At 45.3% G+C, this 15,968-nt stretch carries 18 protein-coding genes; 11 read left to right on the forward strand and 7 right to left on the reverse strand.

Going from position 1 to position 15,968, the window contains the following annotated elements:
* From AS194_RS13955 to AS194_RS11445, 5 genes are all read left to right on the forward strand, one after another.
* On the forward strand, positions 1–213 hold a 213-nt coding region (locus AS194_RS13955), incomplete at its 5' end, for a hypothetical protein (protein ID WP_227511644.1).
* A gap of 40 nt (positions 214–253) precedes the next feature.
* Positions 254–568, forward strand: a complete 315-nt coding sequence (gene lptM, locus AS194_RS11430; RefSeq protein WP_058025620.1) for an LPS translocon maturation chaperone LptM — start codon at positions 254–256, stop codon at positions 566–568.
* 46 nt (positions 569–614) lie between these two features.
* Positions 615–1,991 (forward strand): diaminopimelate decarboxylase, encoded by a 1,377-nt coding sequence (gene lysA / locus AS194_RS11435; protein ID WP_058025621.1) that lies wholly within the window; start codon positions 615–617, stop codon positions 1,989–1,991.
* 213 nt (positions 1,992–2,204) lie between these two features.
* The gene (dapF, locus tag AS194_RS11440; protein ID WP_058025622.1) at positions 2,205–3,092 is read left to right on the forward strand and encodes a diaminopimelate epimerase; all 888 of its coding nucleotides are present in this window, start codon (positions 2,205–2,207) and stop codon (positions 3,090–3,092) included.
* Between the two features lie 46 nt (positions 3,093–3,138).
* The gene (locus AS194_RS11445; protein WP_058025680.1) at positions 3,139–4,164 is read left to right on the forward strand and encodes a tyrosine recombinase XerC; all 1,026 of its coding nucleotides are present in this window, start codon (positions 3,139–3,141) and stop codon (positions 4,162–4,164) included.
* 58 nt (positions 4,165–4,222) lie between these two features.
* Here AS194_RS11445 and AS194_RS11450 read toward each other — a convergent pair whose 3' ends face one another.
* Positions 4,223–5,122, reverse strand: a complete 900-nt coding sequence (locus tag AS194_RS11450; RefSeq protein WP_058025623.1) for a nitrilase-related carbon-nitrogen hydrolase — start codon at positions 5,120–5,122, stop codon at positions 4,223–4,225.
* Between the two features lie 298 nt (positions 5,123–5,420).
* Here AS194_RS11450 and rpoN point away from each other — a divergent pair, with 298 nt between their 5' ends.
* Positions 5,421–7,067 carry an RNA polymerase factor sigma-54 gene (rpoN, locus tag AS194_RS11455; protein WP_058025624.1) on the forward strand — a complete coding sequence of 549 codons (1,647 nt, stop codon included), beginning with the start codon at positions 5,421–5,423 and terminating at the stop codon, positions 7,065–7,067.
* Positions 7,068–7,426: 359 nt separating this feature from the next.
* The gene (hpf, locus tag AS194_RS11460) at positions 7,427–7,807 is read left to right on the forward strand and encodes a ribosome hibernation-promoting factor, HPF/YfiA family (protein WP_058025625.1); all 381 of its coding nucleotides are present in this window, start codon (positions 7,427–7,429) and stop codon (positions 7,805–7,807) included.
* 228 nt (positions 7,808–8,035) lie between these two features.
* On the opposite strand, the gene thiS is transcribed toward hpf, so the two are convergent.
* From thiS to AS194_RS11480, 4 genes are all read right to left on the reverse strand, one after another.
* A complete protein-coding gene (thiS, locus tag AS194_RS11465) occupies positions 8,036–8,236 on the reverse strand; it encodes a sulfur carrier protein ThiS (RefSeq protein ID WP_058025626.1) in 201 nt (66 codons plus the stop codon).
* A gap of 148 nt (positions 8,237–8,384) precedes the next feature.
* On the reverse strand, positions 8,385–8,759 hold the full coding sequence (locus AS194_RS11470) for a DUF423 domain-containing protein (RefSeq protein ID WP_058025627.1): 375 nt from the start codon (positions 8,757–8,759) through the stop codon (positions 8,385–8,387).
* A gap of 24 nt (positions 8,760–8,783) precedes the next feature.
* Positions 8,784–9,647 carry an RNA polymerase sigma factor RpoH gene (gene rpoH, locus AS194_RS11475; protein ID WP_200960358.1) on the reverse strand — a complete coding sequence of 288 codons (864 nt, stop codon included), beginning with the start codon at positions 9,645–9,647 and terminating at the stop codon, positions 8,784–8,786.
* A gap of 241 nt (positions 9,648–9,888) precedes the next feature.
* Positions 9,889–10,356, reverse strand: coding sequence for a sulfurtransferase TusA family protein (locus tag AS194_RS11480; RefSeq protein WP_058025629.1), 468 nt, complete (start codon positions 10,354–10,356; stop codon positions 9,889–9,891).
* 319 nt (positions 10,357–10,675) lie between these two features.
* Here AS194_RS11480 and AS194_RS11485 point away from each other — a divergent pair, with 319 nt between their 5' ends.
* Positions 10,676–12,370 (forward strand): M48 family metalloprotease, encoded by a 1,695-nt coding sequence (locus tag AS194_RS11485; protein WP_058025630.1) that lies wholly within the window; start codon positions 10,676–10,678, stop codon positions 12,368–12,370.
* Between the two features lie 104 nt (positions 12,371–12,474).
* Here AS194_RS11485 and AS194_RS11490 read toward each other — a convergent pair whose 3' ends face one another.
* Complete coding sequence (locus AS194_RS11490; protein ID WP_058025631.1) at positions 12,475–12,924, reverse strand: GatB/YqeY domain-containing protein; 450 nt, start codon at positions 12,922–12,924, stop codon at positions 12,475–12,477.
* Between the two features lie 206 nt (positions 12,925–13,130).
* On the reverse strand, positions 13,131–13,346 hold the full coding sequence (gene rpsU / locus AS194_RS11495) for a 30S ribosomal protein S21 (protein WP_010195908.1): 216 nt from the start codon (positions 13,344–13,346) through the stop codon (positions 13,131–13,133).
* Between the two features lie 372 nt (positions 13,347–13,718).
* Here rpsU and AS194_RS11500 point away from each other — a divergent pair, with 372 nt between their 5' ends.
* From AS194_RS11500 to tsaD, 3 genes are all read left to right on the forward strand, one after another.
* Positions 13,719–14,084, forward strand: coding sequence for a hypothetical protein (locus tag AS194_RS11500; RefSeq protein WP_058025632.1), 366 nt, complete (start codon positions 13,719–13,721; stop codon positions 14,082–14,084).
* An 89-nt stretch (positions 14,085–14,173) separates the two neighbouring features.
* The gene (locus AS194_RS11505) at positions 14,174–14,677 is read left to right on the forward strand and encodes a c-type cytochrome (protein ID WP_058025633.1); all 504 of its coding nucleotides are present in this window, start codon (positions 14,174–14,176) and stop codon (positions 14,675–14,677) included.
* 221 nt (positions 14,678–14,898) lie between these two features.
* Positions 14,899–15,936: a tRNA (adenosine(37)-N6)-threonylcarbamoyltransferase complex transferase subunit TsaD gene (gene tsaD / locus AS194_RS11510; protein ID WP_058025634.1), complete on the forward strand. Its 1,038-nt coding sequence runs from the start codon at positions 14,899–14,901 to the stop codon at positions 15,934–15,936.
* Positions 15,937–15,968 lie beyond the last annotated feature (32 nt).

The following is a 15,968-nucleotide window of genomic DNA, read 5'->3' on the forward strand; positions in this document are numbered from 1 at the left end:
AGCATGAATTTTGTCCATTACACCGCAAATTATCAAGCGATACCGTCAGTAAATTATGATGAAAGCATCAAACCAATCCCCACTATGAGCCAAATTTATTGGCCAATGCTGTTCAGTATGCGTACAGCTTTGTGTCATAATGCTATGATTAAAACTTTGATATTGGCCATTTTTGGGCTGCCTTTTTCGCTCTTTATTTATTACGATTTTTAATCGCACTTACACCGCTACACGCTCACAGGTGATCCACTCTATGTCTACTATACTTCGCTCATCAGAAACTGGGCATATCGCCTTATGGAGACTTGCCAGTCGCCGCGCCATTATTACTTTAGTCATTGGCAGTGCGATGATGGTAGGGATGTCAGGCTGCGGGCAAAAAGGCGCTTTGTACTTACCAAAGTCCAGTAGCCAAACGGTAGAGGGTAGCCCATCTGTACTAAATAGTACGAGCCATCCACAAGATGCCGCTTTTGCTGGTATTGATGATGATACCTATCAAAAAAATGACTATCTAGATGAACAGCAAATACTGCCCGAGCCGAGTACAGATCCTAACGATTATTAATGTTTATTCTTACCCTTGATACCCTGATTATATTAGAGATGTTTATATGAGTCATTCTGAACTACATGCTGACGTAACCGATTCTGCTACTGGCGAAACTGTCACTATCCAAACTGAGCACGGTCTATATGTTGATCCTAAAGCGTTGAGCGCTCATCTGCCCGCGCTAAGCTATCGCGACGACGCGCTATATATGGAGCAGGTCAGTGTTGATGAGTTGGCAAAACAATATGGTACGCCATGCTATGTCTACTCAAAGCAGGCGATACTGGATGTTTATCAAGCCTATACCGATAGCTTCGCCAGTCTCGATCATCAGGTATGCTACGCGGTAAAAGCAAACTCGAATCTTGCAGTGCTTGGAGTGCTTGTGCAGGCAGGTGCTGGGTTTGATATCGTCTCTCGTGGTGAGCTGATGCGTGTATTGGCTGCAGGTGGCGCCGCGTCGCGCGTTGTCTTCTCAGGTGTTGGCAAAACTTACGGCGATATCGAATACGCACTGACCCAAGGTATTGGTTGCTTTAACGTCGAGTCGATCAGTGAGCTGACCTTGATCAACGAGGTAGCGGCAGCACTGAATAAACGTGCGCCAATCTCATTACGCGTCAATCCAAATGTCGATGCCAAGACGCATCCGTATATCTCAACAGGTCTTAAAGACAACAAGTTTGGTATTACCCACGAAGACGCCTTAGCGGTCTATCAGCAAGCGGCGGATTTATCGCATATTGATATCGTTGGTATTGATTGTCACATTGGCTCGCAGTTGACGGAAGTCGCGCCGTTTGTCGCCGCACTAGATAAAGTCATTGAGCTGATACATAGCCTGCGCGATCATGGTATTGAGCTGCGTCATATTGATTTGGGTGGCGGTCTAGGCGTGCGTTATATTGATGAGACGCCCGTGTCTATCGATGAGTTTGCCGAGGCTTTATTACCAAAGCTGAGCGAGCTTGGTTTGACCGTATTCTTTGAGCCGGGTCGTAGTATCGTTGCCAATGCTGGTGTGCTATTGACGCAAGTCGATGTACTTAAGCCGACTGAGCATAAGAACTTTGCGATTGTCGATGCTGCGATGAATGACTTGATTCGTCCTGCTTTATATCAAGCTGAGATGGCCGTGATTCCAAGTACCTTGCCGAGCGATGGTATTGATACAAATGGTACAAAGCCGTGGGACATTGTTGGCGCGATTTGTGAGACAGGGGATTTTTTAGCAAAAGATCGCTTACTGTCATTAGAGGCAGGAGCTGTCTTGGCAGTGACGGGCGCAGGGGCTTATGGCTTTACCATGAGTAGTAATTACAACTCGCGTCCGCGTGCCAGCGAAGTGATGGTATCAGGCAATAACCATCAGCTCATCCGCAAACGTGAAACGGTTGAAGCATTGTATGCTGACGAAATACTGTGGCAGGATAAATAAAGCCGCCAACCCGCCAGCACTGACACTGTTTTTGCATAATAAATAAAACCCACCGAGATAATAACGGTGGGTTTTTTATGGCAAACTCGAATGGGGTATATCGAGTTTGAGGTATAACGATAAGTTAGTATTTGATAGCGGTGATAATTATGATTGTATCTGACAGCGTGCTAATATAAGCCATACATAAAAATAGGATAGGACATCAAAGATATGCTAATAGAATTTACTAAAATGCATGGGCTGGGCAATGATTTTATGGTTATCGATTTGGTGACCCAGCGCTTAGATTTGACCAAGGAGTTGGTAGAGTTATTGGGAGATCGCCACCTAGGTATTGGCTTTGATCAACTGCTTGTGGTCGAGCCACCGATGCGCCCCGATGTTGATTTTAGTTACCGTATTTTTAACACGGATGGCACCGAGGTGGAGCAATGCGGCAATGGTGCGCGCTGTTTCGCTCGTTTTGTGCAAGCACGTAAACTGTCATTTAAGCAGCGTCTACGGGTTGAGACGGCGAGCGGCATTATCTCTTTGACCACTGATCGGTTTGGTTGGGTAGAGGTTGATATGGGTAAGCCCAAGTTTGAGCCAAATGAGATTCCCTTTAGCCCAAGAGCCACGACCAAAATCCAAAACACTTATCACCTCGATGTCAATGGCACACCTGTACAGCTATATGTCGCCAATATGGGCAACCCACATGCCGTTATCAAAGTTGATGACGTTCTGGACGCTGAGGTCGAGACGTTAGGCAAAGCCATTGAGTCCCATCCAGCGTTCCCAGATCGCGTCAACGTGGGCTTTATGCAAGTGATGAACCAGCGTCATATTCGTCTGCGTGTGTATGAGCGCGGCGTGGGCGAGACGCAAGCTTGCGGCACGGGCGCCTGTGCAGCAGTTGCAGTCGGTATAAGAGAGGGCTGGCTCGATGAAGGCGAAGAAGTGCGCGCGCAGCTCTATGGTGGCAGCATGATCATCAAGTGGCAGCCTGGCTATTCAGTTATGATGACAGGTCCGACTGCTTTTGTTTATGAAGGAGTCTTTAGTCCGGATGGTTTGATGGCGCAAGCAGGTATTAAACCAAGTTCTGAAGGCTGATATCTGTCGTTAGAAAAATGATATCAATAACATGGGTGCTTCTGATATGGTTATGTCCACTCATCAAGACGGTCAGACAACGCAAACGGCACCTTGGCTATCAGCTGAGTTGGCGGCGAATATAGAGTCAGATGCCGCGCTACGAGCGTTATTAGCACCTGTCCATCGTTGGCTCAATACGCTGTCCGTGCGTAATCACTCACCAAATACGCTGACCGCTTATTTTGCTGGCTTAAACCAACTGGCACTATTCTTACGCGGTAAGCGTCTGACGTGGACGCGTTGTGATAAGCGCCAACTGGCTCAGCATATTAGTCAGCGTCTCGATGAAGACAAGCTTGCGCTTGCTAGCGTTCAGCAAGAGCTGTCAGCGATTCGGCATTTTTATGGTTGGCTCATAGAGGAGGATTTGGCACGTATCAATCCAACGACTGGCTATCAGCTCAAGCGTAGCCCTAGACCATTACCCTCTATCGCTGATGTGGATTTATTGACGCAGTTACTCGATCAACAAATCCCTGATACGTCAGAGCAAGCGCGCCTGTGGCTGCGTGATAAAGCCATGTTTGAGCTGCTCTATAGTAGTGGTCTACGTGTTGGCGAGTTGGTCGCACTCGATATGGCTGATGTGGACTTGTCTGATTTACGGGTGCGAGTCACTGGTAAGGGTAATAAAACTCGCTTAGTACCATTAGGTGCAAAGGCAGCAGAGGCGATAACACGCTATCTACCGCATCGCAATCTATGGGTCGAACAGATGGACAGCGCCTTGTTCATTAGCGAAAAACTCGGCACCAGACTATCGACGCGAGCAGTACAGCAGCGTCTAAAAGTTGCGGCGACTCGCGCAGGTATTGCGCAAAACATGTATCCACATCTACTGCGTCATTGCTTTGCCTCACACATGCTGTCAGGTAGTGGTGACTTGCGTGCCGTGCAGGAGATGTTAGGACATAGCGATATCAGTACCACGCAAATTTACACCCACGTTGATTTTGCCAAATTAACACAAGTCTATGATCGCGCCCATCCACGAGCCACCCACACTCAAAATGATGAAAATCCTACCTAATTAAGTAATCTATGGTTTAAGCAATCTACGGTTTAAGTAATCTACGGGACTTCCTAAACTACGCCAAACGATGGCAATCAAAGATAGGTAATTTCTGTCGACCTTGCACTTGAGCTTGCTTGTCTAATGATGCCATGACGATGGCGTATCCTTTATCTATGTCAGATGTCGTAGACAGATTTAGCTCACTGCTATCATGGCTCGCAATAACGCTGCCATCAAAAGCAGTAATGGTAGTATGTCCCCACGTCTGGCGAGTATTGCCATCTTTATATGCATGATCGCCGCCCTGTGCTGCCCCGATCACCATACACTGACTGTCCAAAGCACGTGCCTGTAACAATAGCGACCAATGCGCTTGTCCAGTCAGATAAGTAAAAGCAGACGGTGCACTTAATATATCAGCACCTGCTTGACGTAAGCGCTGCGCTAGAGCAGGAAAGCGCAAATCAAAACAGACCATCATACCCAACTGATAGACAGCGTCGCCGGACTCAAGAGGCGCAACCACGGTCTGCGTGCCCGGCTCAAACGTCGCCGCTTCATTGTAGCTGCCTTGCTTGTCGGCTACGGTCGCGGTGAACAGATGAATTTTATCGTATCGTGCCACTCGCGACCCGTCTGGCGCAAACAATTGACTGACTTGGCGCAGCCGACCATCAGGAACGACCATGCCATCAGGCCGATAAGGGCAAGGCAGTGAGCCTGCCAGTAGATATATATTATGAGTGCGGGCATACTCTGCCATCGTCGCTGATAGCGCGTCAAAACGCTCTGCAGTCGCAAACTGCTGACCCATGCTACAGCAGTTTTCAGGTACGACAACGAGTTCAGCACCTTGCGATTTGGCATCAATGATCGCCGCTTTTATATTCGCTAAATTGCTATCGATGTCTTGCTGGCTGTTCATTTGAATGGCAGCTGTGCTAAATTGAGAGGGCATTGTTGTGTCAGTCATGACAATATTCTCCGTGACGGGTAAGTCTTGATGGCTGCTCATGACAATTTTTTATGACGTTTTTTATTATAAAATGTTGATGACGCTGAACAAACCATTCATAGTTATCGGTTGGTTATTAAGGCAAACATGCTAAATTTGTATCACAAACATACCAATCGTATCTGGATAGGATATAAATTAACGTAGCAAAATTGTGATAAAAAATGCTATCGTCATGTCCTGTTAAGGTGACATCATCGCCTTAATTGGCAAAATAAATACAATATGACCAAGACTGGAGTGTAATAAGCCGCCCATGAGTATGTCATTCGGATTGGCGAGCACGCTAAGCACCTCACAAAAACTGACACCGCAAATGCAGCAAGCCATTAAATTGCTGCAGCTCTCTAGTCTTGAGCTCGCACAAGAGGTTCAAGCCAAACTGGATAGTAATCCGCTGCTTGAACGTATCGAAGAGGATGATGACGAGTACGAGAATAACCGTGACGATAGAGCAGATGAGCTAAGCGAGTCATTAACACTTGATAGCTGGAATCAAAGCAGCAGTGACGCATCTAGCGCAGGATCTGATAACCATACAGACTATGGTGACGATAGCACTGACAGCTGGGAGAAACTGCAGCAATCTAGTATTGATGATGGAGCGATGGATAGTGATAGCAGTTTTGAGACGGATAGCTTCGATGCTAGCAGTTTTGATAAAGAGAATTACGCTTCGACATCAACAGGCGCAGGTAATAATAGAGGCGATGAGGATTTTGATAGTTATCAGGGCGGTACTTCGTCGACTATCCAAGATCACGTACGTTGGCAGCTCAACTTTAAGCGCCTATCAGAAGCGGACACATTGATTGCAGAGTATTTGATGGACTCTATGGATGACATGGGATTCATACGAATTGATATCGATGAGCTGCTACAGAGCTTTGATACCATGGCCAACTTTTATCAGTGGGATGAACGTGTCGAGTACGACGAGGTCATGGCCGTATTGCGTATGATCCAATCTTGCGATCCGATTGGCGTTGGCGCACGTCATTTGAGTGAGTGCCTAGCGATTCAGTTATCCAAGCTAGACGCCAATACTGCATATCTCAAAGAAGCAAAAGCGCTGCTAACAGCCGGCGAGCATTTAGTCAGTAACAATATCAAAGCGCTTACTGAACGGACAGGCCTTGCCCCTGAGAACATCACCCCTGCGCTTAACTTACTGCGTACCTTAAACCCTTCACCCGGATTACTCTTTCAGATCAACCAGCCTGATTATACCCAGCAGCCCGACAGTTACGACATTCCAGATGTATTAGTCACACCCATTAGGAGTCGTAAAGCCACTGCCAATGCTGAGGCATTAGAAGACGGTTGGCATGTACGCCTCAATCCTGACACCTTGCCGAAGCTGCGAGTAAACCAAGAATATGCCAATTTAGTCAAACGCGGTGATGACAGTCCGGACAACCAATATCTACGTGAAAACCTTACTGATGCGCGCCTCTTTATCCGCAGTATCGAAGAGCGCAACCAAAACCTATTAAAAGTAGCAACCAGTATTGTGCGTTATCAGCAGGAGTTTTTGCAGCACGGTGCGACGGCCATGCAACCACTTATTCTAAAGGCAATCGCAGAAGAAGTAAATCTACACGAGTCCACCGTTTCACGTCTCACTACCAGTAAGACGATTTTGACACCGCAAGGACTATTTTCACTAAAGCACTTTTTTTCTTCTCACGTCAGCAGTTCGGATGGCGATATCTCATCAACGGCCATCAGTGCCATGATTAAAAAGCTAATCGCTGATGAAGATCCTAAAAAACCGCTCTCGGATAGCCGTATTCAAAAAGAATTATTGGCAGACGGTATCGATATTGCCAGAAGAACTGTTGCCAAATATCGTGAAGCCATGAATATAGGTTCATCCACTCAGCGCAAACAGAAGTATTAATCGTTTAAATACAGCCATCTATAAATACATTGAGTAATTATTAATATTTCTGTGGCAAGATATAAAAAATAAAATTTTTTGATTATATAGAAACATGATAGAAACAACAGGTATTGTTACACTTAATTACAATTTAACGTCTTGCTACTATCTCTCTTTCATGACAAATTAGAGTCATACCAACAACGAAATCTAAGTGCCAATCTATAGTATTTACTTATAATGAATAAAGGAGACGATAAAAGGATACGTCGAAATCTTACTAGAGGCATTAGATAAGTTATTGGTAAGGCAGGATGATAAGAGCAGGAATGCGACTTCATCTGTTGAATGTAAGTTACAAATACAAGGACAATAATATGAATGTTTCTATCAGTGGTCACCATATCAGTGTTACCGAAGCTATGGACACAGCAGTTCGTGAAAAGCTTGAAAAAGTAGAGCGACACTTTGATCAGATACAGAGTATTAAAGTGATATTATCGTTAGACAATAGCGGCGCAAGTGATGGCGGTAAAAAAAGCCATAAAGCTGAAGCAATTATGCGCGTCTCAGGTCAAGAAATGTTTGTCCAAGCCTTAGAAGATGATATGTATAAAGCCATTAATGAGATGGCAGACAAACTTGATAGACAAGTACGCAAGTACAAAACTCGTCAAGAGCGTAAAAAGACGCAGGGTGCTGGGCGTGAAGACCGCTATCAAGACACCGCGCCTGCTGAAGCTGTACCAGCAGCTTAATCATACGTTTAATTGACGTTGATTAAGTGGGCAATCAAATCATCAAGAGCGTCTGAACAAGCTAAAAAATAAGAAATTTGACAAACAGCTATTTCATTCATTGGTGATCTATAAAAGAAAAAAGACCTCGAACGTTTGACACGTTGAGGTCTTTTTTAGTACGTCTCTAATGATGCGGTTAAGACTTGATAATTAATAAAAACTAATGACAGACTGAAATATAAAAAATTATCCTCCGCCCACAGCCTGTACGACTTCTATATTCATACCTTCTACAATACGCAATTGAGCCAGCTCACTCTTTGGTGTTAGCTCACCATCTACTTCAACGGCATAGCGTCCTTGACTGAGTCCAAGTTCATTGATGACTAATTGCACTGTCTGATGAGTGGTTTGTAAGTTTTTACCATTAACACTAATGGTGCTCATATAAAATCCTCCTTAATAATTTGAGATTCCTTGTAGTAATGGTCCTATAAGTATTAGTCGCAATATAGATGCTTTTAATCTTATAGGCGACTATTTGTATCTATACTCATAATATCAATCAATCTTCGGCAGGTATGAGTAGAATGGATTAATCCATTGAGTTCTCAAGTCGAAATGTAGAGATAGCAAGCCATAACCAACCTGCAATCATAAGAACCCCGCCAATGGGCGTAATCGCGCCAAACCAGCGCGGTGCTCCAAGCGTCATGGCATATAGACTACCGGCAAATATAATAATACCGATTTGCAATAACCAAGCCGTAGCTTGAGTGGTATATTTTAAGCGTATCAGTAAGCCCACAACTAATAGGCCCAGCGCATGTATGAACAAATACAGCGTCGCGGTATGCCACCATTCAAGCTGTTGTGCGCTGACAATATTCTCCAAACCATGAGCACCAAATGCACCCAAAGCGACAGCAATAGCCATATTAATCGCGGCAATACCGATCCAATTTAGCATGGCAAAACTCGTATTTTTTTAGAGCTACTGAATGTCATCTGGTAAAATCACGCTATCAATGGTCATGGCATCGCGGATTTTGTCCATCGCGTTTTTTTCGATCTGACGGACACGTTCAGCAGAGATAGAGTAAACCGCGGCCAGCTCGTGCAAAGTGGATTTTTGCTCAGAGAGCCAACGCTGCTCGACGATATCGCGTGAACGCTCGTCTAATGTCCCCATAGCAGCGATCAATGCTGACGAGTTGTTTTCTTCCCAGTCTTCTTCTTCCAACTGCTCAGCAGGATCGATGCCATCTTCCAAAAACAGCTGCGGTGCATAGCGACCGTCATCATCGTCGCTGGATTGCGCTTCAAATGAGGCGTCATAAGAGGTCAGACGCGACTCCATCTCGAGCACTTGCTTACGCGTGACATTCAAATCTTTGGCAATCGCGTCTGCTTCTTCTAGTGTGAGCTGATTGTTGGTTTTTTTTAGGCTGCGCAAGTTAAAGAACAATTTACGATGCGCTTTGGTGGTCGCAACTTTTACGATACGCCAGTTACGAATCACAAATTCGTGAATTTCAGCTTTGATCCAATGCACGGCAAAGGAGACTAAGCGCACGCCTTTATTAGGATCAAACCGTTTGACCGCCTTCATTAATCCCAAATTGCCTTCTTGAATTAAATCAGCTTGTGGCAGTCCATAACCTGAGTAGCTACGTGCAATATGAATGACAAAACGCAGATGTGACATCACCAGCAGACGCGCTGCCTCAACATCGCCCTCATCATAATAGCGATGGGCCAATTCTTGCTCTTGTACAGGCGTTAAGATCGGAATTTGATGCACAGTATTGATGTAGGCGCCCAGATTAACCCCCGGCGCTGCCAAATGGGTTGGCATTGCTGGCACCAAATCGCGTGTACTGGTATTGCCTAATGTACTGGCATCATAAGGTGGGCGCTGAGCTGCGGCTTTTAGTGCCGCATCGCGTTCCTCATTTTTTATAGGAGCTGTGCTGTCTTTTTTATTCGCATTCGCAGCATCAGAAGTAGTAGTAGCCATATTCTTGACCTTGGTTAAATAGTTAAGCAAATAGTCAGATAAAAATCTCTATAGTTGTAATTGTAAAGGACAGCAGCGTTTAGTTGCTATCAGTTTTGGTAATGATGAAGTGATATATTGTAGCGAAACGCTGCAATGATGTGCTATTGCCTGACAAATCAGTAACTTCATTGACGATTAACCCTAAGTAGTCGCTCGTTTGTGTTTGCTGACTCTGACGACAAAACGCTGTGATATCAGCTTGTGAGTTGGGATCCGTCGCGACCACATATAATGATTCACCAGCGGCTACATCGCGTAACGCAACCTTGGTTTTCAGCAGTGGCATTGGGCATGCAAGCCCGCGACCATCGACGAAACGCTTGATATTTAGTAAAGGTTGCTCTTCATCTATTTTCGTCTCAGTGCCAACATCTGGGCCACCATTCTCTACTGGCAACAAGTCTAACAGATGATTGATCTCTTGCTGTTCTGGATCGGATAAGCTCGCTGATAAGTAAATAGAGTGTGATGCACGTTTGATGGGTAATTGGCTATCAGCGGACATAATACAAACCTTACAAGTATCAATATTTCGGTTTCTTTATCAAAAAAGGCTCTAACAATTATTTTGATTATCGTCAATCTATTTACGGCAACCATGAGCTTACTATTATTGTGTTTAACCATTATACCAAATAGCCAATGTATAATTGCATTTGAATATAATCAACGCCATGTTCGGTTCATTAGAATCACACAGTCATGTTGCACAATCGTGACGGGTGGCTGAGTGATTGGTAGCTAAGCACATAGTAGAATTGACCTTATACAAACAAGCTCGTATAGTCAAAAAGACGTCGTCAACAATCTGATAGGATACGAATTTGTACCACGCTAATAGACCGCCACGACTTACTAAAGCCGCCAGCCATTCGTTAAATAAGCTGTCGGAAAGCTCGCTATCTAAACTATTTGGGCAAACAGATAGCCGCAACTCTGTGGTTTTATCTTTTTCAAATAGTATCAAAATCGGACTGTCAGTGACACTGCTGGTAATTGCTACAAGTGCTCATAGCAAGGATGGTGATGATAGCCAAGCTATGCCATTTGCCAATCATTCATGGCAAACAGTAGAGTCACAATCGTTAGAGCTACCCAATTTGCGCGGGCAAGGACTGAGCTTTGCTGAGCAGTATCAAAATAAAATGCTGGGTGAGTGGTCATTACAGAACATCAATGGTCGGGTCAAAATGGAGCACGACCCTTGGGTGCAAGAAACGGTAAAAGACATGACGTGGCGATTGAACGCGCAAGCCCGTCAGCAAGCACCACTTGGCTTAGTTATTCTTGATAATCCCAGCATCAATGCTTTTGCGGCACCTGGTGGAGTCATCGGGATCAATACAGGGACGATATTGGCCGCCAAAAGTATGGATGAGCTGGCAAGTGTCATCGCCCATGAAGTCGCGCACATCAGTCAACGTCACTATGAGCACAGCGCAGACGAGCGCAAAAAAGCCTTACTGATGCAAGTAGGCGGTATGTTGGCTGCGATTGCCGCATCAGCAGTCGATGGTGATGCGGCGGCGGCTGTAATGGCGGGTAGCCAGACAGCTTCTATGAATAGCAGCATGGCTTTTAGCCGTAACAACGAGCGCGAGGCCGACCGAGTAGGGATGCAAATCATGACCCAGGCAGGCTATGACCCTCGGGCAATGCCACGGTTTTTTGCCACGATGAATCAACAAAGCCAGCTCAATCAGGTTGAAAATCGCTTTTTACCAAGCTTTGTGCGCTCGCACCCGCTCAGTGATGAGCGACTGAGTGAGTCGCAGAGCCGTGCTGGGCAGTATCCCACACTGTCATTGAGCCAGCAGCAGCGCCATCAAGCCTTGTTTGATTTGCTCTATTGGCGTGTACAAGCTACTGGCAAACATGCTTCTGAAGTGACGCTCACAACCGCTGCTAAAAATAGTCTGGGTGCCAAACTTGCCTTAGTGAGTTGGTACGGAGAACAGCAGCGCATCGAAGAGGCTAATGAGGTATTGGCACAGATAAATAAACTCCCAAATACGCAGCGTCAAAGCCTAGAACCTTTACTATCGATTACTCATAGCCAGCTTTTAAGTGAACAAGGCAAATGGCAACAAGCTGCAGATATATTAGAGAGTCAGCAGCGTCTGTATCCTGAGCGCCGTGACTTACGCCTGTATTTGGCGGAAGCACTGACCAATAGCAATCAGCCATTAAGGGCACAAGCACTGCTAAAACCACTCACAGAGCAACAACCAAGCGATCGCTACGCATGGCAAAGTCTGCAGCTTGCTAATGAAAAGCTCGCTAAAACCGCAACGTCACCACAACTGGCTAATATTGCAACGATCAACGCATTGCGTTATCGCAGTTATGATCAACTTTGGAATGGGCGCTATGAGAGTGCGTTGACATCACTGACGCAGGCCAAGCAATTGACTGAAAACCTGCAAGCCACAGCACAAAGCAATAGTGCGCGCCCATTGCTAGCCAATATCAATGCAGAAATCAAAGCAATAAAAACCGCCAAAGACTTTGAGCCTTAGGCGGTTTGTAAATAGTCAGTTTTTCGTACAACAACGGGTGCGCTTGACGACATCATTTTCAGTAATAGCAGCTCATATGCCGGCTTGCTACCCAAAACGAAAAATTAGCCTTGTAGTGCATCTTTAACCATTTTAGAGATCAACGCAGGATCAGCACGACCAGCGGTCTTGTTTTTCAGTACACCCATCACGCTGCCCATATCACGCATAGAAGTGGCACCTTGCTCTGCGATTTCCGCGTTGACCAATGCCATGATTTCATCTTGATTCATTTGCTGCGGCATAAACTCATTGATAATATCAATTTCAAACTGCTCTTTGGCCGCCAAATCATCACGGCCATTTTCAGTAAAAATAGTGAGCGACTCTTGACGTTGCTTTAGCTGCTTTTGTAGCACTTCTAATACTTGCGCGTCATCAAGCTCTGTCTGACGATCAATCTCAATTTGTTTGACCACTGATTGTACGTTGCGCAGTATTTTGACACGCTCAAGCTCACGAGCTTTCATAGAAGTTTTGATGTTGTCTGATAACGTCTGTTTAAGTTGGCTCACTGCTATTATCCTTATTCGTTTGTTAAATGCTATTTGTTGGGTACTGTTTAATAAGTTTTTTTGGGGTAAAACCTGCTGAGAGCGGGCTTTGATAAAAAATTGCGTCAGCAGTAACAACGAAAATTGTAGCATAAAAAACGCCACTGATATCGATGGATAACAGTGGCGTTAGTGTAGCACTTGTACTTAACTAATCAGATTATTGATTAGTACATACGAGTGGTACGAATAGTTTCGCGTTGTAACTTCTTCTTATAACGCTTTACGGCAGCAGCTTTTTTGCGCTTACGTACTTGCGTTGGTTTTTCATAAAACTCACGCTTACGTACGTCTGATAATACACCAGCTTTTTCACAAGCGCGCTTGAAACGACGGATAGCGATATCAACTGGTTCGTTTTCTTTAACCTTAACTGCAGGCATGAAGACTCCTCGATTAGGATGAGATATAAGGGCATTAGTTTGGCTGTGTATTAGTATTTAGCCGTAATATCTCAAGATTACTGGCATCAGCTCAAACTAGGACAATTCTCACGCATTAGCGTAAGGGCAGGTATTTTAATAAAAAATACCAACAAAGTCAATGATTTTAACGGTTTATTGTCTATTTATACTTTGTTTAAAATGTATCGAGGCTGAGCTGTCAGGTTTTAGGTGGAGTTGGAGCATAAAGTTTAGTGTTAATAAAAAATCCCTACCGTCTATAACGGTTTAGTGGGAGTTTATGCTATGATATTTCCCATATTGTAGTCAGCATATAAACCGTTTTGTGCGTATTTTATTGAGGATGTTGGAATGAAAAAAACAGTATTGAACATGGTGTTAAGCACAGCTTTTATCGTGGCTTTGGGTGCGGGCGTGAGTGCTTGTAGCGGCGGCGAAGAGCATGAAGAAGTATTGGCGATCGATATGGTAGATGAAGCGGCTGAGCTAGCACGCGCAAACGCCCCTGAAGCAGAAGACATGGAGTTTCCAGAGACGGCACCGATGCCAGCGGCTGATGCAACAGCTGCAGATGGGACAGAAGCTGATGCCACTGCTGAAGCAGGTACGGCGGATATAAGCATGGCAGACGCGACCACCCCAGCCACAGAGAGTGCTGATACCGCGGCTGCGCCTGCTGCCACTGACAGCGCCGATATGGCAACACCTGCTGAATAAGCTTTTAATTAGACTCGTAATATAATATTGTGAGTTTATGAACTGCTACAAAAAATTTGGCCACAGACGCAACAAATAAAGGTAAGGTCATGATCGATATACAGCAGCATATAAAAAGACTGAGCTTATCTGTTATCAGTCTGAGTGTGTTATTAGTATTGAGCGCTTGTAGTGGTGATAACGCGACTACGGAAGAGTCCAGCGCAGCCAACGAACCTGCTGCTACGAGTGTTGAAGAAACAGTTGCAACAGAATCTGAAATTACGGTGCCTGAGCCTATGGCTGAATCTGAGACTACCGACATGGTGGTTGAAGAAAAGACTGCTGTTGTCGCTGAGCCTGAAGTGCTCGCTGCAGATGCTGGTGCTAAACTTTACGAGTCAAACTGTAAAGTCTGCCATACAGCGGGTTTATTGAATGCACCGAAATATGGTGACACAGCCGCTTGGGCGACTCGTTTGACCAAAGATAAAGAGACACTATACATGCACTCCGCTAAGGGCTTTAATAAAATGCCAGCACAAGCGGTAAATGGTGTCAGTGAGGCACAAGTCAAAGCCGCTGTTGATTATATGCTCGCGTCAGTAAGCTGATATAGTATATATAGAGTATACCAGTCATTGAAATTTGTTAAACTGACCGTCATTGTGACTGACAATGGCGGTTTTTTTATGCGCGTTTTCTATTACTATCGATTTTAAAAATATGACTGGCTGTGCGAAGCGGATTTGATTCGCTATTCAAAATTTTAAAGCGATATACAATAAAAACGCGGCAAAAAATAGTCCGAAAACAAAAGCATAAAGGCAAAAGTATGAAGGTATTGGGTTTAGAGACGTCTTGTGATGAGACAGGGCTTGCCATCTTCGATAGTGAGCAGATCAATAATGACAATCAAGGGTTGGTCGGGCAAGTACTGTACTCACAGATTGAGCTGCATGCGCTCTATGGCGGCGTTGTACCTGAGCTTGCCAGTCGTGATCATATTCGTAAGCTCGTGCCCTTACTCAACGAGCTGCTTGAGCAGTGTGATATGAGTAAAAACGACATCGATGCGATTGCCTATACTAAAGGGCCAGGGCTGATCGGTGCGTTGATGACCGGCGCATTATTTGGCCGCAGTCTGGCGTATGGTTTGGATATTCCTGCCATTGGTATTCATCATATGGAAGGGCATTTGCTCGCGCCGCTTATGGGTGCCAATCCGCCCGCTTTTCCTTTTGTTTCGCTGTTGGTCTCTGGTGGTCACACTTTACTTATAGCCGCTCATGGTGTGGGACAGTATGAGATATTGGGTGAGTCGATCGATGACGCGGCGGGTGAGTGCTTTGATAAAGCTGCTAAGATGCTAGGCTTGCCTTATCCCGGTGGCCCTAATATTGCCAAACTGGCAGAAGCTGGCAACCCTGATGCTTACGCACTGCCAAGACCGATGCTTCATCGAGGTTTGGACTTTTCATTTAGTGGTATGAAAACAGCGGTGCATAATCTGATTAAAGACACTGCTGGCTCTGATAGCGATCCGCAAATTCGTGCGGATATCGCTGCGAGCTTCCAACATGCAGTGGTCGATACACTGGTGAAGAAATGCGTCAAAGCACTCAAGCAAGCAGGTATGAGCCGTTTGGTCATTGCGGGCGGGGTCAGTGCCAATACGCACCTGCGCGAGATGCTAGAGGCAGAGCTGGCTAAGATCAATGCGACGGTCCACTATGCACCGCCCGCGCTGTGTACGGATAATGGCGCGATGATTGCTTATGCAGGGTTTGAGCGCTTGCAAGCTGGGCAGTCAGATGATTTGGCTGTTAGCTGTATTCCACGTTGGCCGATGACAGAATTGCCAGCCGTATAAATGAGCATTTGGTCCAACACGTTTATATGAAT

This window comes from Psychrobacter piscatorii, assembly GCF_001444505.1.
GTDB lineage: Bacteria > Pseudomonadota > Gammaproteobacteria > Pseudomonadales > Moraxellaceae > Psychrobacter > Psychrobacter piscatorii_B.